The organism is Pseudomonas sp. LBUM1640 (assembly GCF_059716225.1).
Genome location: NZ_CP166816.1, coordinates 4,279,223 through 4,295,295 on the forward strand (window position 1 = coordinate 4,279,223; position 16,073 = coordinate 4,295,295).

11 protein-coding genes are annotated in these 16,073 nt (G+C 60.5%); 5 read left to right on the forward strand and 6 right to left on the reverse strand.

The window, feature by feature from the left end; genetic code table 11:
* Nucleotides 1-13: 13 nt before the first annotated feature.
* The 5 genes from ACA065_RS18805 to ACA065_RS18825 all read right to left on the reverse strand — a co-directional run bounded on the left by ACA065_RS18805 (nucleotide 14) and on the right by ACA065_RS18825 (nucleotide 9,230).
* Nucleotides 14-1,465, reverse strand: a complete 1,452-nt coding sequence (locus ACA065_RS18805; protein WP_497690989.1) for an efflux transporter outer membrane subunit — start codon at nucleotides 1,463-1,465, stop codon at nucleotides 14-16.
* A complete protein-coding gene (locus tag ACA065_RS18810) occupies nucleotides 1,462-1,935 on the reverse strand; it encodes a MarR family winged helix-turn-helix transcriptional regulator (RefSeq protein WP_177018411.1) in 474 nt (157 codons plus the stop codon). The genes ACA065_RS18805 and ACA065_RS18810 overlap by 4 nt, the downstream gene beginning before the upstream one ends.
* A gap of 1,167 nt (nucleotides 1,936-3,102) precedes the next feature.
* Nucleotides 3,103-6,789, reverse strand: coding sequence for a translocation/assembly module TamB domain-containing protein (locus ACA065_RS18815; protein WP_497690990.1), 3,687 nt, complete (start codon nucleotides 6,787-6,789; stop codon nucleotides 3,103-3,105).
* A complete protein-coding gene (locus ACA065_RS18820; RefSeq protein WP_497690991.1) occupies nucleotides 6,789-8,516 on the reverse strand; it encodes an autotransporter assembly complex protein TamA in 1,728 nt (575 codons plus the stop codon). The genes ACA065_RS18815 and ACA065_RS18820 overlap by 1 nt, the downstream gene beginning before the upstream one ends.
* Before the next feature lie 63 nt (nucleotides 8,517-8,579).
* On the reverse strand, nucleotides 8,580-9,230 hold the full coding sequence (locus tag ACA065_RS18825) for a GNAT family N-acetyltransferase (protein WP_497690992.1): 651 nt from the start codon (nucleotides 9,228-9,230) through the stop codon (nucleotides 8,580-8,582).
* A 168-nt stretch (nucleotides 9,231-9,398) separates the two neighbouring features.
* Between ACA065_RS18825 and xthA the strand changes: the two genes are divergently transcribed.
* Both xthA and ACA065_RS18835 read left to right on the forward strand, forming a co-directional pair.
* Nucleotides 9,399-10,211, forward strand: a complete 813-nt coding sequence (xthA, locus tag ACA065_RS18830; RefSeq protein WP_497690993.1) for an exodeoxyribonuclease III — start codon at nucleotides 9,399-9,401, stop codon at nucleotides 10,209-10,211.
* 138 nt (nucleotides 10,212-10,349) lie between these two features.
* Entirely contained in the window at nucleotides 10,350-11,678 is a 1,329-nt protein-coding gene (locus tag ACA065_RS18835) for a substrate-binding domain-containing protein (RefSeq protein ID WP_497690994.1), read from the forward strand.
* Nucleotides 11,679-11,810: 132 nt separating this feature from the next.
* On the opposite strand, the gene ACA065_RS18840 is transcribed toward ACA065_RS18835, so the two are convergent.
* Entirely contained in the window at nucleotides 11,811-13,040 is a 1,230-nt protein-coding gene (locus ACA065_RS18840; protein WP_497690995.1) for an acyl-CoA dehydrogenase, read from the reverse strand.
* 151 nt (nucleotides 13,041-13,191) lie between these two features.
* Here ACA065_RS18840 and ACA065_RS18845 point away from each other — a divergent pair, with 151 nt between their 5' ends.
* From ACA065_RS18845 to ACA065_RS18855, 3 genes are all read left to right on the forward strand, one after another.
* The gene (locus ACA065_RS18845) at nucleotides 13,192-14,127 is read left to right on the forward strand and encodes a LysR family transcriptional regulator (RefSeq protein WP_424490801.1); all 936 of its coding nucleotides are present in this window, start codon (nucleotides 13,192-13,194) and stop codon (nucleotides 14,125-14,127) included.
* Nucleotides 14,128-14,311: 184 nt separating this feature from the next.
* Nucleotides 14,312-14,704: a MerR family transcriptional regulator gene (locus tag ACA065_RS18850; protein ID WP_159957710.1), complete on the forward strand. Its 393-nt coding sequence runs from the start codon at nucleotides 14,312-14,314 to the stop codon at nucleotides 14,702-14,704.
* A 16-nt stretch (nucleotides 14,705-14,720) separates the two neighbouring features.
* Entirely contained in the window at nucleotides 14,721-15,620 is a 900-nt protein-coding gene (locus ACA065_RS18855; protein WP_497690996.1) for a hydroxymethylglutaryl-CoA lyase, read from the forward strand.
* The last annotated feature ends 453 nt before the right edge of the window (nucleotides 15,621-16,073 follow it).

Consider the following 16,073-nt stretch of genomic DNA (forward strand, 5'->3'; position numbering starts at 1 on the left):
CAATTACCTCAAATTATTCCGTGCGTGTGGCTGGGGTGATCGCGGCCACGTTTTCGGCGCTGTACCCGCCACCCAGGGCCTGCATCAATTGAATCGACAGATCGATCTGTGCCGCATTCAGCGTCGCCAGCTGACGCTGGGCCTGCAGCAATTGCTGCTCGATGCTGAGCACATCCAGGTAATTCCCGATCCCGGAGCTGTAACGCTGAACCCCGGTGTCGTAAGACTGCTGGGCGATGTCCGCGGCGTGTTGCTGGGCCTGGATCTGCCGACCGGTATCGCGCAATTGCGAAAGGGTGTTACCGATATCGCCCAAGGCTTGCACCAGGGTCTTGTTGTACTGGGCCACGGCCAGGTCGTAATCGGCGTCGCGGGCATCAAGGTCGGCGCGCAGGCGGCCGCCGTCGAAGATCGGCAACGAAATAGTCGGCGCGATGCTGAAGAAACGGCTGGCTGAGCCAAACATTGCATCGCCCAGCAACGACTCGGCCCCGGCGCTCGCGCTCAGGTTGAGGTTGGGGTAGAAGCGGGTTTTGCTCGCGGCGATATTCTTGCTTGCCGCCTCGACGCGCCAGCGCGCGGCGATCAAGTCCGGGCGACGGCCCAGCAACTCGGCGGGCAATACCGAAGGCACGGCGACAGCGCTGGGTTTCAACACGTTCGGACGGGTCAGCTCGCTGCCACGGTCGGGGCCTTTGCCGAGCAACACGGCGAGGGCGATCTTGGCGCTTTGCAGCTGTTTTTCCGCATCGATCAACTGCGACTGGGAGCTGGCTTCCAGGCTTTCGGTCTGCTGGTACTGGTACTGGCTGTCGATACCGGAACTCAGGCGGCGCTTGCTCAGGTCGAGCATCTGGCGGGTACGCTTGAGGTCATCGGTGGCCAGGTCACGCACGATGTGGGCCTGGCCCAGGTCGCTGTAAGCCTTGGCCACGTTGGCAGCCAAGGTCAGGCGGGCGGCTTGCTGATCGACTTCGGCGGCACGCGCCTGGCCCAAGGCAGCTTCCCAGGCGGCACGCTGGCCACCCCAGAGATCGAAGTTGTAGTTGAAGCTGGCACTGATGTTTCGCACGGTGGCGTAGGCATCGCCCTGCCCCAGCGGGTCCTGGTCTTTGGCCAGGCGCGAACGGCTCACGCCAGCGCTGGCGTCCAGGGTGGGCATGCGGGCGGCGTCGGCGGCATAGGCGGCGGCTTGCGCCTGGTGAGCGCGGGCGCTGGCGACTTGCATGTCGGGGCTGTTTTGCAGGGCTTCATGGATCAAGCCGTCGAGCTGCGGGTCGCCAAGGCTTTTCCACCAATCGGCCGTCGGCCACGCGGCGTTGGACAAGGTCACGCCACTGAGGGATTTGCCGGTTTGCAAGGTGTTGGCGTCGAGGCGTTGGCCCTGGGTGTCGAGGCCGCTGAAGTTGGCGCAACCGGCCATGCTCATCGCCACCAGCACCAGGCTAAGTGCGCGTGTGTTCATTGATTACCTACCCGCTGGATGACGATGGCGTCACCGGCCGCTACCAGAATTTTCGTGAGGATTTTTTCCAGGGTTTGCAACTCACCAGGCTCCAAGGCGCCGGCCAGTTCGTTCATCGACTGCGCGCCGATGTGCGGCAGCATGTCGGCAAGGCGTTGGCCGTCTTCGGTCAGTACCAACTGCACCTGGCGCCGATCCTGCTCGGAACGTTTGCGCGCCAGCAGGCCCTTTTGCTCCAGGCGGTCGAGCATGCGCGTCATCGAACCGCTGTCCAGCGACAGGTTTCGGCACAGCTCGGCCGGGGTGTCGACGTCAAACTGGGCAATGATGATCAACACCTTGAACTGCGCGGCCGTCACGCCGTGAGGTTCCATATGGGTGTCGATAATGCGGTCCTTGAGCAGCGCCGCCCGGCCCAGCAACAGACCGAGGTGGCAGTTGCGGAAGCTGTCAGGGGTGAAGTGGGTCATCGGAAGTCACCTTATTACTGCCTAGGCAGTGAATGTATGACAAGATGTTACTGCTTAGGCAGCGAATGTCAAATGGAATTATTAGCTTGCTTGGTAATTGAGTGATGGGTGGGGTGTTTTTTGTTTGGCTCGGTGGGTGCATATCCGTTGCTGCGGTAACGGCGGCTTAGGGTTCCGCTCTTACAGCGGGTCACTTTTGAAAAGAGCCCAAAAGTAACCAAAAGGCTCTTGCCCCACCACTCGGCACCTCGCTTAGGCTCGGTGTGCCCTCACGCAGGCTTTGGAGCGGGGGCCGCCGCGATGGGCCATCCTTGGCCCAGCGCGGCTAAACCGGCGTCCTGCCGGTTTACCCCCGCTCCAAAGCCTGCGTTCGGCCAGCGTGGTTTAACGGGGCGCCTAAGATCAAAATCAAAATCAAAATCTACAGCACGGCGGCCTAGTAGCCGACCTGAGTGGTTAGATCAAAAGCAAAGCCAAGGCGGCCTGGCAGCCGACCTGTTGTTGGAAGCTGAACTGGGTTAAATGTGGGATGGGCTTGCTCCCGATGGCGGTGTGTCAGTCAGCTAATTTGTAACTGGCCCACCGCATTCGCGAGCAAGCCCGCTCCCACATTTTGAGCTCAGTACATCAGGTAGATGTGTGCACTCGGTCAAATGTGGGAGCTGGCTTGCCTGCGATGGTATCAACTGGGTATGCCTGATGTACCGAGGTGTCTGCATCGCAGGCAAGCCAGCTCCCACAGAAAAGCAGCTCTGTTTTTGATCTGTTCCTGCTGTGCTGTTGCCCTGCTTTTGCTTCAACCACTCAGGTCGGCTACTAGGCCGCCGTGCTCTGCTTTTGATCTGCTTTTGATTTTGATCTGACAGGCCCCGTTAACCACGATGGCCGCAAGTAGGCACGGTGGAGCGGGTAAACCGGCAGGGATGCCGGTTTAGCCGCGATGGGCCAGGGATGGCCCATCGCGGCGACCCGCGGAAACGGGCCGGAGTGCGGGCATGCCGAGCCTAAGCGAGGCACCGAGTGGTGGGGCAAAGACCTTTTGGTTACTTTTGGCTGGGCCGGCATTCCGGGCGTTTGCCAAAAGTGACCCGCTGTAAGAGCGGAACCATACGAAGCCGTTACCGCAGCAACGGATATGTACTCAACCTACCCCCCCCCACACTCAACTCAAAAATCCCGCTTGTAGAAGATATCCAGCGAACTGGCCACACCACTGGCCACCTCCAGATACACCTTCTTGCTCAACAAGTAGCGCAAGGCAATGGTGCTGGCCGGCTCAAACACCCCCACCCCATAACGCAAGCTGAGTTTCTCGGTGATCTTGCCACTGGCCACCACCGACGTGTTATTGCCAGTGCCCTGGGTGTCGAGGTCAAAATCCTGAATCCCCAGTTTATTGGCAATATCCGAGGTCACCCCGGCACTGCCCATCAACCCCAGGCCCAACGCCGCTTCGGCGAGCATGTTGTTATCTTCCCCGGTGTTGTTGCGCGAACGCCCCAGCACCAAGTAAGACAGCGCATCCTCCTGAGGCATAGCCGGCTCGGAGAAGATTTGCGTGGTCGGCTGTTCAGCGCTGCCACTCAAGCGAATGCCGGCAGTCACCGTTCTGGACGGTTCAGTGACCACGCGTATGGCTTCGATATCCAGGAACGGTTGATCCAAAGGCCCTGCAAACAACAACCGCGCACGGCGCACATTGAGCCGCTGCCCGTAGGCACGGTAGCGGCCGTCGTTGAGCCACAATTCACCACGGGTGTCCATGTTGTCGCCGATATGCACCTGCCCCTGCACCTTGGCAGTGAGGCCGAAGCCGGCGAAGTTGAGCTGGTCTTCACCCACCACCACGTCGATGTCCATGGCCATCGCCATCGGCGGCTTGCCCTCCTCGGTCTGGCTGCCGACGATCACGGTGTCATCCGACACCTTGACCGTCGACGGCGGCAGTTCACGCACGGTGATATCGCCACGCGGGATGTGCACCTTGCCGGCAATCGCCAACTTGTCGTTTTTAAGGCTGATCTTCAGGTCCGGCGCCACTTCCAGCGTCGCATAAGGCTCTACCGTGACCGGCAGTTGCGAGCCCTGCAGGCTCAGGTCCACCACCAGGGCCTGGCCCCAGTCGACCTGCCCCTTCAGGCTGCCCTGCCCGGCCTTGCCGCTGCGCCAGGCGCCATTCAACTGCACGCTTTCGCCGGCGATCAACGCCTGCACATTCAAGCCTTCAAGGCTGATCGGCAGTTCCGGCCCGGAAATTTCGCCGCCGACCAAGTTCACGCTGCCGTTGACCAGCGGTGCCAGCAAACCACCGGAGATACGGCCATTGCCATTGAGCTTGCCGGTGAGTTTTTCAACCATCGGCACAAACGGCCGCGCCACCGCGAGGTCCAGGCCATTGAGGCTGAAATTACCGGTGATCGGCTTGTTCTTCGGCAGCGGGTTGATCTGCGCCTGCACCAGCAACTCGCCGAGCTGGCCGCCACGGAAATTCAGCGTGGTGTCGATGCGCTTGGGGTTGAGGGTGGTTTCCAGCTTCAAGGTGTCGTAGGGGAAATCCAGCCACTGGTCCTTGTCCTTGACGCGCAAGGTGCCGCCGCTGGCATCCACGGCGACCACACCCTTGGGGCCGCTGGCGGGCAGATCGAGCTGCACGTCGGCATTAAGCTTGCCCTGCCAGGCGAAATCCTTGGGCAGGAAGGCAGCCAGGCTGTCGATGGGGAATTGCTTGAGGTGGTAGCGCAACTTGGGCTCGGGCATCAGGCGCTGGTCTTCGCCGCACAGGCTGGCCGGCCCGGATACCCAGCAGTGCGCGGCAAACGTCAGCTTGCCGTCGGCCAGGCGTTCGATTTTCGCCGGGGCCTGCAGCTTCCAGTCCTGGCCACCGGCTTGTACATCACCGCTGGCCAGGCGCCCGCGCCAGTTGCCTTTGTCGAGGTTGCCGTCCAAGGCCAGCGCCAATTTGAGCAAGGGCCCCGCAAGGTCACGCTGGACTTTCTGGCGCTTGATATCGCCTTGGGCACTGGCGGTCAGAGTGCCGATTTGGGTTTCGCCGGCTTGGATGCCACTGCCCTTGAGGTCGATCTTCGCACTCTGGGCATTGTCGAGGGTGGCATCGAGGCTGAGGTTTTGCAGATGGTTATCGACGAATGCCAACTGCTGGCCTTTGAGGTCGAGCTTGCCTTGCGGCGCTTTGAGCGTACCAGCCACATCGACGCGCCCGTTGATTTGCCCGCGCAGTTGCGGCCACAGCTGGGCCAGGCGCGCCAGTTTGATATCGATTTGCCCAGCCAAACGTTGCTGCACGCTGCCGCTGCCGTTGATGCGGTTGTCGCCCAGGCGAATATCCAGATTGGCCAGCGTCCATTGCTCGCCCGCGCCCTCCGCCTTAGCCGCCAACACAGCGGTTTGGCCGCGCAAGCGGCCCTTGAGGTCGAGGTCGGCATTCAGCTTGAGCTGTTGGTTTTTGAATTCGCCCTTGCTGCGCAACGGCCCGGCCAAGGTGCCCGGCAACTCAGCGACCCAGTACGCCGGGTTTAACGCCGACAGGTCCAACGCGGTGTCCCAAGCGATGCCGTCGGCAAATTGCAGGTTCAGGTAGCCTTCAGCCTTACCTTGGCCGGCAGTCAGTTTCAGCTCAGGCAGGAAGACTTGCTTGAGGTCGCCACTGAACGGCGTGACCACATTGAACTTGCCGGCCGGGCCGTCGAGGTCGGCCTTGAGGTTGCCGAGGTAGTTGCCGTCTTTATAGGAGATTTCGCCATTGAAGGTACGCAACGCGACTTGAGGCTCGTCGATCAATGGATAGAGGCGATGCCAAGGGAAATCCAGCCAGTCGATCTTGGCGTCGGCGCTGAAACCTTGTTGCCAGTCCAGATTGGCGCTGAGCTTGAGGCTTTGCTTGTCGTCGCCATACAGGTCCAGCTTTGAAATCTGTGCGCCTTTGGTATCAACGCGCCCCAGGAGCAACAACGTCACCGGGCTTTTTTCGGCTGGCAATACCGCGCCGCCCGATAACGCAAAACCGTTTTTCAGATCACCCTTTGCCAAGAGCACCAGCTCATTGAATTGCAGGGTGTCGGGCAAGTCGGCAGCTGGTTTGAAAGCATCAGACTTGATCAGCAATTGCCCCGGCAAGTTTTCCGCCAGTGGTTGCAACTCAGCATAAATTTTACCGGGCAGATAGCCGCTGCTGTCAGCATCGAGCATGAGGGTCTTGAGCAAGTCGCCGTCGACCTTGAGCGCCACCTTCCACGGCGCACCGCCCGGAGCGTACGGCAGGCTAAGGTTGCCAGTGGCACTCAGCGGCCAGTCACCCGTCGGTTGCAGCAAGCCGGCGAGGTCCAGCACCAAGCCGTCGCGTTGCAGGTGCACCGAGTCGATCTGCATCCCCGCCGCCGTCCAGTGCGCCGCCAATTGCAGGCCCTTGAGCTCTTCGCTGCCGTTAAACAGCAGGCTACCAATACGAACGTCGCCCAACTGGATGGCCACCGGCAGTTTCAAGTCCGGCAGTTGGATCGGCCCACTGCTGCTCTCTTCGGTGCTGGGTGGAAACTGCAGGCTGACCTGTTCCACATCCAGCTGATTGATGCACAAGGTCATGCGCAGCAGGCACGCCGGCGACCAGTCAAACTTCGGCGCATTGAGCTCCACCCGGCGGGTGTCTTGCTGCCACAGCAGGTGATCGGCGCGCCACTGGCCACCCAAGTGGCCCTGGAAATTTTCCACCGTCAAACCCGGCACCTGGCCCAAGGCCCAACGGCTGCCAGCCTGGGTGCCGAGCACTGCCCACAGCACCAATAACACCAAGGCGAGGACCGCCACAACGGCCAGCCCCGCTATTTTCAAACCACGCATCACAGCTCAGGCCCCATGGAAAAGTGCAAACGAATGCCGCCCGGATCTTCGAGGGCATGGGCCAGGTCGAGACGAATCGGCCCGACCGGCGACACCCAACGCACACCCACGCCCACACCGGTTTTCAGGCTGGGCATTTCCAGGGTGTTAAAGGAGTTGCCTTGGTCGATAAAGGTCGCGATTCGCCATTTTTCGGCAATGGAATATTGATATTCGGCGCTCAAGGCCACCATGTAGCGGCCGCCGATGCGGTCACCACGGTCGTTCTCGGGCGACAAGGTCTGGTACTCGTAGCCCCGCACGCTTTGGTCACCACCGGCAAAGAAGCGCAACGACGGCGGCACCGACTTGTAGCCATTGGTGGCACTGCCGCCGAACTGCGCACGGCCGAGGAAGCGGTGGTTATCCCACACGGTGGTCAAGCCTTTGATCGTGGCGGTGCCGTAAAGCAGGTTGGTGTCGGAACCGAGGCCTTCCTTGGCGACCTTGGCGTCGAACATCAGGCGGTAGCCATTGTGCGGGTCGATGCGGTTGTCGCTGCGCAGGTAGGAATAGTTGATCCCCGGCATCACCAGGTTACTCAGGCCCGAGTCATTGCCCAGGCGGTATTCTTCGCGCTGGTACTTGAGCGAGATGACTCGGGTCCAGCCGCTGGGCAATTTGCTGTGCCATTCAGGGCCAAGGGTGAGCAGTTTACTCAGGGTGTCGGTGTTGGCAATTTCTTCATTCTGGTAGCCACCGGCGAAGCGCAATTTATCGGTCAGCGGCGGGTCCAGGGGAATGTCGTACCACAGGCCGACGTTTTGCCGTGGCGCCGACAGCTCGGCCTCCCAGCCATAGCTGTGGCCCTGGGGGTTGACCCAGTGGCGGGTCCAGTTGGCTTTGCCGCGCGGGCCGACGTCGGTCGAGTAACCGAGGCCCAGGCCCATGGTGCGTGGCTTGCGGGTTTCCAGTTGCACAGCCACCGGGATCACGTCGTTGGCCGAGGCCGCCGGGGTGGCGTCCACGCGCACGGCCTCGAAAAAGCCGCTCGATTGCAGGTTCTGGTTGAGTTCGGCAATCAATTCAGAGTCGTAAGGCGTGCCGTTTTTGAACGGCACCATGCGTTGCAGCAGCTCTTCATCAAACGGCGTGTCGCCGGCAAAACTGACCTTGCCCATGCTGTAGCGCGGGCCGCTGTCATAAATGAGTTCGATATCGGCGACACCCGCCTGCGGGTCCACCGACAGCTTCTGGCGGGTAAAGCGCCCGCTGAAAAAGCCGTAGCGCGAGGCCTGGTTCTGGATCAGACGCTTGGCGTCTTCGTAATGGCCATGGTTGAGCACGGCGCCGGATTTGAGGTCGCTGCTTTCGGGCACGCGAAAAGCCTTGAGGCTCGCGGCCTGGCCGTCAACCCGAATGGTCACGTTGCGCAAATGCACCGGTTCGCCGGGGTCGACGGTGAGGGTCAGCCGCGGGTTCTTGCCGCCCCTCACCTCACTGGAGATCTGCGGCTGATAGAACCCTAGCGCTTGAGCCGCCTTGCGGGCCTGCTCTTCGGCGCCTCGGCTGAAGCGCTGCAAGGCTTCTTCATCGCGATCGCCGACCCCGCCGATATAGCCTTCGATGTTGGCTTTCAACGCGTCGTTTGAAGGCTTGATCCGCACGTTCAATTCGCTTTGCGCCAAGGCGCCGCAGCTTGTGAACAGCAGAATCAAGCCGCTGGTAAATCTTCCTGGAAGCTTCATAGGCGCGGATGCTACACGAGCTGGGGAGGCTCTTTGAACCCGGAATAGTCTGAATAATTCTGTCTAAGCCATTGCAGCATGTAACGTTTGGGGATTGGGATGGAAAAACACGTGCTCCAAGACGGGTCCTATTGCGACTTCGCCGATTTCCTCATAGCCCTGGCGCTTGTAGAAATCCAGGTAGCGTGAATTACCGGTATCGAGCACTACGCCCGACGAGTGCGGGTCCTCGGCGCACCAATTGTGCACGGCTTGCAGCAGTTGCTCGCCGTAGTGTTTGCCCTGGAATTGCGGGTGAATGCCCAATAGCGGCAGCACATGCACCGACTCGGTTGGCAGGCAGGCCAGCACCGCGTGATGGTATTCCAGATAGCGCCGAGTGCCGCGCACTCCGGTACTCAGCCACATGCGCAATTGCCAGGCCCAACTTTCGGTGATGCCCAGGCGCCGCTGCGGTGGCGCGATCAGCGCGATGCCGATGAGCCGGTCGTTGACGAACAGGCCGATGGCGGGCAGCTTCTGAAAAAAATGCTGTTTGACCAGCTCACGCACCGTGGCGCGCACCCGCTGTTCATAGCCTGGCCGTTCAGCTTCAAAGATGTAGGCGAAGGTCGGCTCATGCCGGTAAGCCTGGTACAGCATGGAACGCGCCTCGCGGGAATAGCCGCTGTTGAGCAGGCGTATTTCGGCGGTGGCAGTCGAAGTGTCAGGCATACAGTCAATCTCCCTGGGCGCCACTCAAAAGATGGCGTTCTTATGGGTACGAACTTGTACGGCGTGAGTCGTTCCCAGACATTAGCAGTGCATCCACCCTAGCGCCACGCTGGCCCCCATCCGACTTGTCAGCTAGCATCGCGCTTTTGCCAGACTGGACTGCCGACCATGAAAATCGTCTCCTTCAATATCAACGGGCTGCGCGCTCGCCCTCATCAGCTGGCGGCGCTGATTGAAAAGCATCAACCCGACGTAATCGGCCTGCAGGAAACCAAGGTTCACGATGATCAGTTCCCGTTGGCCGAAGTGCAGGCTTTGGGCTATCACGTGTATTACCACGGTCAGAAAGGTCACTACGGCGTGGCCCTGCTCTCGCGTAAGCCGGCGTTGAGCCTGCACAAAGGTTTTGCCAGTGATGAAGAAGACGCCCAGCGCCGCTTTATCTGGGGCAGCTTCGCCGATGAGAACGGCACTCCCGTGACCATCATGAATGGTTACTTCCCCCAGGGCGAAAGCCGCGACCACCCGACCAAATTCCCGGCCAAGCAACGCTTCTACGAAGATTTGCAGCAGTTGCTGGAAAGCCAGTTCAGCAATGACCAGCCGCTGGTAGTAATGGGCGACGTGAACATCTCCCCGCAAGACTGCGACATCGGCATCGGCGCCGACAACGCCAAGCGCTGGCTGAAAACCGGCAAGTGCAGCTTTCTGCCGGAAGAGCGCGAGTGGATGGCCCGCCTGAAAAACTGGGGCCTGGTGGACAGCTTCCGTCACTTGAACCCCGACGTGGCCGACCGCTTCAGCTGGTTCGATTACCGCAGCCGCGGGTTTGAGGATGAGCCCAAGCGTGGGCTGCGCATTGACGTGATCATGGCGTCCAATGGCTTGCTGTCGCGCGTGAAGGACGCGGGTGTGGATTACGATTTGCGTGGTGTGGAGAAACCGTCGGACCATGCGCCGATCTGGCTTGAGTTGAGCTGACACCTACGGACTGTACGCGGTCAAATGTGGGAGGGGGCTTGCTCCCTCCCACATTTTGATCATTGAGTGTCAGTCATATTGTTGAAATCCAACTGACTTAATCTCCCGGCACTCCCTTTGGCTTAAGAAGGTGCCGGCATGATGCTGCGCGTTCTGCTCCTGTTGACCCTGCCACTCTGCGCGGTTGCTGCACCCCTGCCCCTTCCCGAACAAGGCCCTGCATTGCGCATCCAGGGTTCCAACACCATTGGCGCGGCATTGGGCCCCGCCTTGGTCAAGGGCCTGATGGAGCATCAGGGTTTGCAGGCGGTGCACAGCGAGCCTGGCGAAGGCGCCAATGAACAGCGCGTGATCGGCAAGACGCGCCAGGGCACATCGGTGACGGTCGAGGTGGCGGCCCACGGCTCCAGCACCGGGTTTACTGCGCTGAAAAAAACCAGTGCCGACCTCGCCGCCTCTTCGCGCCCGATCAAGGACCGCGAACTGGTAGACCTTGAACCCCTCGGCGACCTGAAAAGCCCCCAGGCCGAACAAGTGATCGCCATCGACGGCCTGGCCATCATCCTCAACCCGAGCAACCCTCTGAACACGCTGAATACCGAGCAGTTGGCGCAAATCTTCAACGGCGAGGTCAGCACCTGGGAGGCACTCGGCGGCAGCGGCGGCGCCATTCATTTATATGCGCGCGATGATCAATCCGGCACCTATGACACCTTCAAGGAGCTGGTGCTACGCCTGCGCGGCAAGCCCCTCGCCGGGTCGGCCAAGCGTTTCGAGTCCAGCGAAGCCTTGTCGGACGCGGTCAGCCATGACCCGCAAGGCATTGGGTTTATCGGCCTGCCGTACGTGCGCCAGGCCAAGGCAGTGGCGATTGTCGATGGCGACTCGCAGCCAATGTTGCCAGTGACCAGCCTGATTGCCACCGAGGATTACCCGCTGTCACGGCGGCTGTACTTCTACCTGCCGCCGTCAGGGCGCAACCCTTGGGCCAAGGCGTTGGTGGACTTTACCCAGAGCAGCAAGGGCCAGGCGATTGTGGCGGCCAACGGTTTTATTGCGCAGCAGGTGCAGGCCATCGGTGTGGAGCCGCGCGCCTCAATGCCCGAGGACTATCAAGCCATCGCCCGTGACGCCCAGCGTTTGACGGTGAACTTTCGTTTCGAGGAAGGCAGCGCCAGCCTGGACAACAAGGCGCGCCAGGATTTGCAACGGGTGGTGGCGTATATCAGCAGCCACGGCAAGCTCGACAAGCAGGTGACGCTGGTGGGGTTTGGCGATGCCAAGAATGATCCGCAGCGCGCCGCGTTGTTGTCGAAGTTGCGGGCCATGGCGGTGCGGCGCGAGTTGGTTAAAAGCGGCGTGGTGCTGCGTGATATTCGCGGGTTTGGCGCGCAGATGCCGGTGGCGGCGAATACGGCGGATGAGGGGCGGATCAAGAATCGGCGGGTGGAGGTTTGGGTGTATTGACCTGTAAGTTCTGCGGTGTTCAAGCTGGCCTCTTCGCGAGCAAGCCCGCTCCCACATTTTGACCGCATTCTACAGGTGGAATAAGGTCAAAATGTGGGAGCGGGCTTGCTCGCGAATGCTGGCGACGCGGTCTTATTGCCCGCTGCGCATCAGTTCTTTAGGCACATATTTACCAATCTCGAACTTGCCGATCGCCGCGCGGTGCACTTCATCCGGGCCGTCGGCCAGGCGCAAGGTGCGTTGCATGGCGTACATGTAGGCCAGCGGGAAGTCGTTGGAAACCCCGGCGCCACCGTGAATCTGAATCGCACGGTCGATCACCTTCAACGCCACGTTCGGTGCCACCACCTTGATCTGGGCAATTTCGCTTTTGGCGACTTTGTTACCGACGGTGTCCATCATGTACGCCGCCTTCAAGGTCAGCAGGCGGGCCATGTCGATCTCCATCCGCGAATCGGCGATTTTGTCGATATTGCCGCCCAGGCGTGCCAATGGCTTACCAAATGCGGTGCGGCTGACGGAGCGCTTGCACATCAGTTCCAGCGCGCGTTCGGCCATGCCCACGGAGCGCATGCAGTGGTGGATACGGCCCGGGCCAAGGCGGCCCTGGGCAATTTCGAAGCCACGGCCTTCACCGAGCAGCACGTTTTCATAGGGCACGCGCACATTGTCGAACAGCACTTCGGCGTGGCCGTGGGGGGCGTCGTCGTAGCCGAATACCGGCAATGGGCGCACGATTTTCACGCCGGGGGCGTCCACCGGCACCAAAATCATCGAGTGCTGCTGGTGACGCGGTGCATCCGGGTTGCTCAGGCCCATGAAGATCAGGATCTTGCAGCGCGGGTCGCAGGCACCGGAAGTCCACCATTTCTTGCCGTTGATCACCCATTCATCGCCCTGACGCTCAGCGCGGGCGGCCATATTGGTGGCGTCTGAGGACGCCACGTCCGGCTCGGTCATGGCGAACGCGGAGCGGATCTCGCCGCGCAGCAGCGGTTCAAGCCAACGTTGTTTCTGCTCTTCATTGGCGTAGCGCACCAGCACTTCCATATTGCCGGTGTCAGGGGCGGAGCAGTTGAACGGCTCCGGGCCCAACAGCGAGCGGCCCATGATCTCGGCCAGCGGCGCGTATTCAAGGTTGGTCAGGCCAGCGCCGAGTTCGGATTCGGGCAGGAACAGGTTCCACAGGCCTTCGGCCTTAGCCTTGGCTTTCAACTCTTCCATGATGGCGGTGGGCTGCCAGCGATCACCTTCGCTGACCTGGCGTTCGAACACCGGCTCGGCCGGGTAAACGTAAGCGTCCATGAACGCGGTGACGCGCTCACGCAGTTCCTGAACCTTGGGCGAATAGGCGAAATCCATGAGCAGCTCCCTTCTCTGAGAGGTTGTTTAGGTCATGCAATCGATGCTAGAACAGCGCTGATAATTTACCTAGCCTATTCTCGGCGTGTATTAACATTCATCACCGATATATGATCGGCGTATGAACACCTAACAATAAGAGCGTAACGAAATGAATCTGAGCAAGGTCGACCTCAACCTCTTTATTGTCTTCGACGCGATCTACACCGAAGCCAACCTGACCCGCGCCGGGCAGATCGTCGGCATCACCCAGCCGGCGGTGTCCAACGCACTGGCACGCCTGCGCGAGACCTTCAACGACCCGTTGTTCGTGCGTACGGCCCAAGGCATGGTGCCTACGCCCATGGCGCAGAACATCATCGGCCCGGTGCGCAACGCGCTGTCGTTGCTGCGGGTGTCGGTGCAGGAAAGCCGGATTTTCAACCCGCAACAGGCGGCCAAGACGTATCGCATCAGCATGACCGACCTCACGGAGGCGGTGATTCTGCCGCTGCTGTTCCAACGCCTGCGCCGCCTGGCGCCGACGGTGGTGATCGAGAGCTTCCTGTCCAAACGCCGCGAAACCACCAAGGAACTGGCTGCCGGGCGCCTTGATTTTGCTGTGGACGCGCCACTTAACACCGACCCGCAAGTGCGCCACGTCAAGCTGATGGAAGACCGCTACGTGTGCGCCATGCGCAAGGGTCATCCGATGGCGGGCAAGGACAAGTTCAGCCTGGATGACTACCTGTCGCTGACCCACATCCATATCTCCAGCCGTCGCAACGGCCTGGGCCACGTTGACCTGGCGCTGGGCAAAATGGGCATCCAGCGCAAGATCGCCCTGCGTTCCCAGCATTACCTGATGGCCTCGCAAGTGTTGCAGCAGACCGACATGGTGATGACCGTGCCCGAGCGTTTCGCCCGTCGCCATGAACTGCACTGGTTCAACCTGCCGGTCAACGACGTGCCGCCGGTGGAAACCCACCTGTACTGGCACGAAAGCACCGACCAGGACCCGGCCAACCGCTGGATGCGTGAGCAGATGATCGAGTTGTGCCAGCAGGTGACGGCGCATGAGAAGAAACTGGATGGCAAGCAAGCCTGACCGCTTGTGTGGCGAGGGAGCTTGCTCCCGTTGGCCTGCGTAGCGGGCCCAGCTTTTGGGGCCGCTTCGCGGCCCAGCGGGAGCAAGCTCCCTCGCCACAAGATAAGTGTCCATGCGGGCTATTTGCTTGACGCTCACGTCAACCTGCCATTAGCTTAGCGCCAAGACCTTCTTGAGCGCCCCCATGAGCACGACCTACAGCATTTCCGACCTCGCCCGCGAGCTCGACATCACCACCCGCGCCATTCGCTTCTACGAAGAACAAGGCCTGCTGGCCCCAGAGCGCCGGGGCCAGGAGCGCATCTACTCGGCGCGGGACAAGGTCAGTCTCAAGCTGATCCTGCGAGGCAAACGTATCGGCTTCTCCCTGGCGGAATGCCGCGAGCTGATCGAGCTTTACGACCCCAGCAGTGGCAACCACATCCAACTCAACAGCATGCTGGCCAAGATCGCCGAGCGCCGCGAACAACTTGAGCAACAACTGCTGGATATCGAACAGATGAAGCTGGAACTGGACACCGCCGAAGAGCGCTGCACCCAGGCCCTGGCGCAGACCATCAGCCAGGTTGGCCAATAACCAGAAGGTAGCCCTCATGTCCCTCCCCTCACACGTGCGCCTGGTTGAAGTCGGCCCGCGCGACGGCTTGCAGAACGAAGCCCAGCCGATCAGCGTGGCCGATAAGGTCCAGTTGGTGGACGCCCTCACTCACGCGGGCTTGAGTTATATCGAAGTCGGCAGTTTTGTGTCGCCCAAGTGGGTGCCGCAGATGGCCGGCTCGGCCGATGTGTTTGCGCAGATACGGCGCAAACCTGGGGTCACCTACGGCGCGCTCACACCGAACCTGCGTGGCTTTGAAGATGCATTGGCTGCCGGTGTGAAGGAAGTGGCGGTGTTTGCGGCCGCATCCGAGGCGTTTTCCCAGCGCAATATCAACTGCTCGATCAACGAAAGCCTGGAGCGCTTTGCGCCGATCATGGCGGCGGCCAAACAGCACGGCATCAGCGTACGTGGGTATGTGTCGTGTGTGTTGGGTTGCCCTTACGAAGGTGAGATTGCGCCGGAACAGGTCGCGGCGGTCGCGCGCGAGCTGTATGCGATGGGCTGCTATGAGGTTTCCCTGGGCGACACCATTGGCACCGGCACGGCGGGCGCCACACGGCGGCTGTTCGAGGTGGTTGGTGCGCAGGTGCCACGGGACACGTTAGCCGGGCATTTCCATGATACCTACGGCCAGGCGATCGCCAATATCTACGCCAGCCTGCTAGAAGGCATCAATGTGTTCGACAGCTCTATCGCGGGCCTCGGCGGCTGCCCTTACGCCAAAGGCGCCAGCGGTAACGTCGCCACCGAAGATGTGGTGTACCTGCTCAATGGCCTGGGTATCGATACCGGTATCGACCTGGAGGCGTTGATTCGTGCGGGCTTGCAGATCAGTCGTGCAGTGGGCCGCCCCACCGGTTCCCGCGTGGCCAAGGCGCGAACCGCCGGTTGAGTAGCTTAGCCGTGACAATGTGTTACCGCCCGCCTACACATCGAGTAACACGGGAACATATTTTGTCGCGTTTGCCGCAGGAAATTTCTTACCAAAAATCTATATCGTTGTTTTTAAAGACTTTTTAAAAGTTGGCACGCGTTCTGCTATCTCTATTGCATAACAAGAATAAAAAGCACCAAACCTAATAAAAATAAGACGAAACGACTCTGACATAACAAAAACAACACGGCAGAGACGCAGCTAACAGATTTTTTTGGAGAAGATGTGCTTCGCAGGGTACGGCGTGCCGAAACCCGCAACCGGTTAGAGAAAAATAAAACTACCTCAGGTAGCTACCCACTGGTTGGATCGATAACGAAGAAGCAGATCAGCGCTCAAAAAAATACGTTTGCTCTTGACCCCGGATGGGGGTCGCCCAAAACAGCAGCAAAGGGTAACGGTTGCCAAAAA

Bases quoted from the DNA above. Each gene is read 5' to 3' on its own strand.
- ACA065_RS18855 (WP_497690996.1), top strand. From the start codon at position 14,721: ATGTCCCTCCCCTCACACGTGCGCCTGGTTGAAGTCGGCCCGCGCGAC.
- ACA065_RS18840 (WP_497690995.1), bottom strand. From the start codon at position 13,040: ATGGATTTCGCCTATTCGCCCAAGGTTCAGGAACTGCGTGAGCGCGTC.
- ACA065_RS18850 (WP_159957710.1), top strand. From the start codon at position 14,312: ATGAGCACGACCTACAGCATTTCCGACCTCGCCCGCGAGCTCGACATC.
- ACA065_RS18815 (WP_497690990.1), bottom strand. From the start codon at position 6,789: ATGCGTGGTTTGAAAATAGCGGGGCTGGCCGTTGTGGCGGTCCTCGCC.
- ACA065_RS18810 (WP_177018411.1), bottom strand. From the start codon at position 1,935: ATGACCCACTTCACCCCTGACAGCTTCCGCAACTGCCACCTCGGTCTG.
- ACA065_RS18825 (WP_497690992.1), bottom strand. From the start codon at position 9,230: ATGCCTGACACTTCGACTGCCACCGCCGAAATACGCCTGCTCAACAGC.
- xthA (WP_497690993.1), top strand. From the start codon at position 9,399: ATGAAAATCGTCTCCTTCAATATCAACGGGCTGCGCGCTCGCCCTCAT.
- ACA065_RS18805 (WP_497690989.1), bottom strand. From the start codon at position 1,465: ATGAACACACGCGCACTTAGCCTGGTGCTGGTGGCGATGAGCATGGCC.
- ACA065_RS18845 (WP_424490801.1), top strand. From the start codon at position 13,192: ATGAATCTGAGCAAGGTCGACCTCAACCTCTTTATTGTCTTCGACGCG.
- ACA065_RS18835 (WP_497690994.1), top strand. From the start codon at position 10,350: ATGATGCTGCGCGTTCTGCTCCTGTTGACCCTGCCACTCTGCGCGGTT.
- ACA065_RS18820 (WP_497690991.1), bottom strand. From the start codon at position 8,516: ATGAAGCTTCCAGGAAGATTTACCAGCGGCTTGATTCTGCTGTTCACA.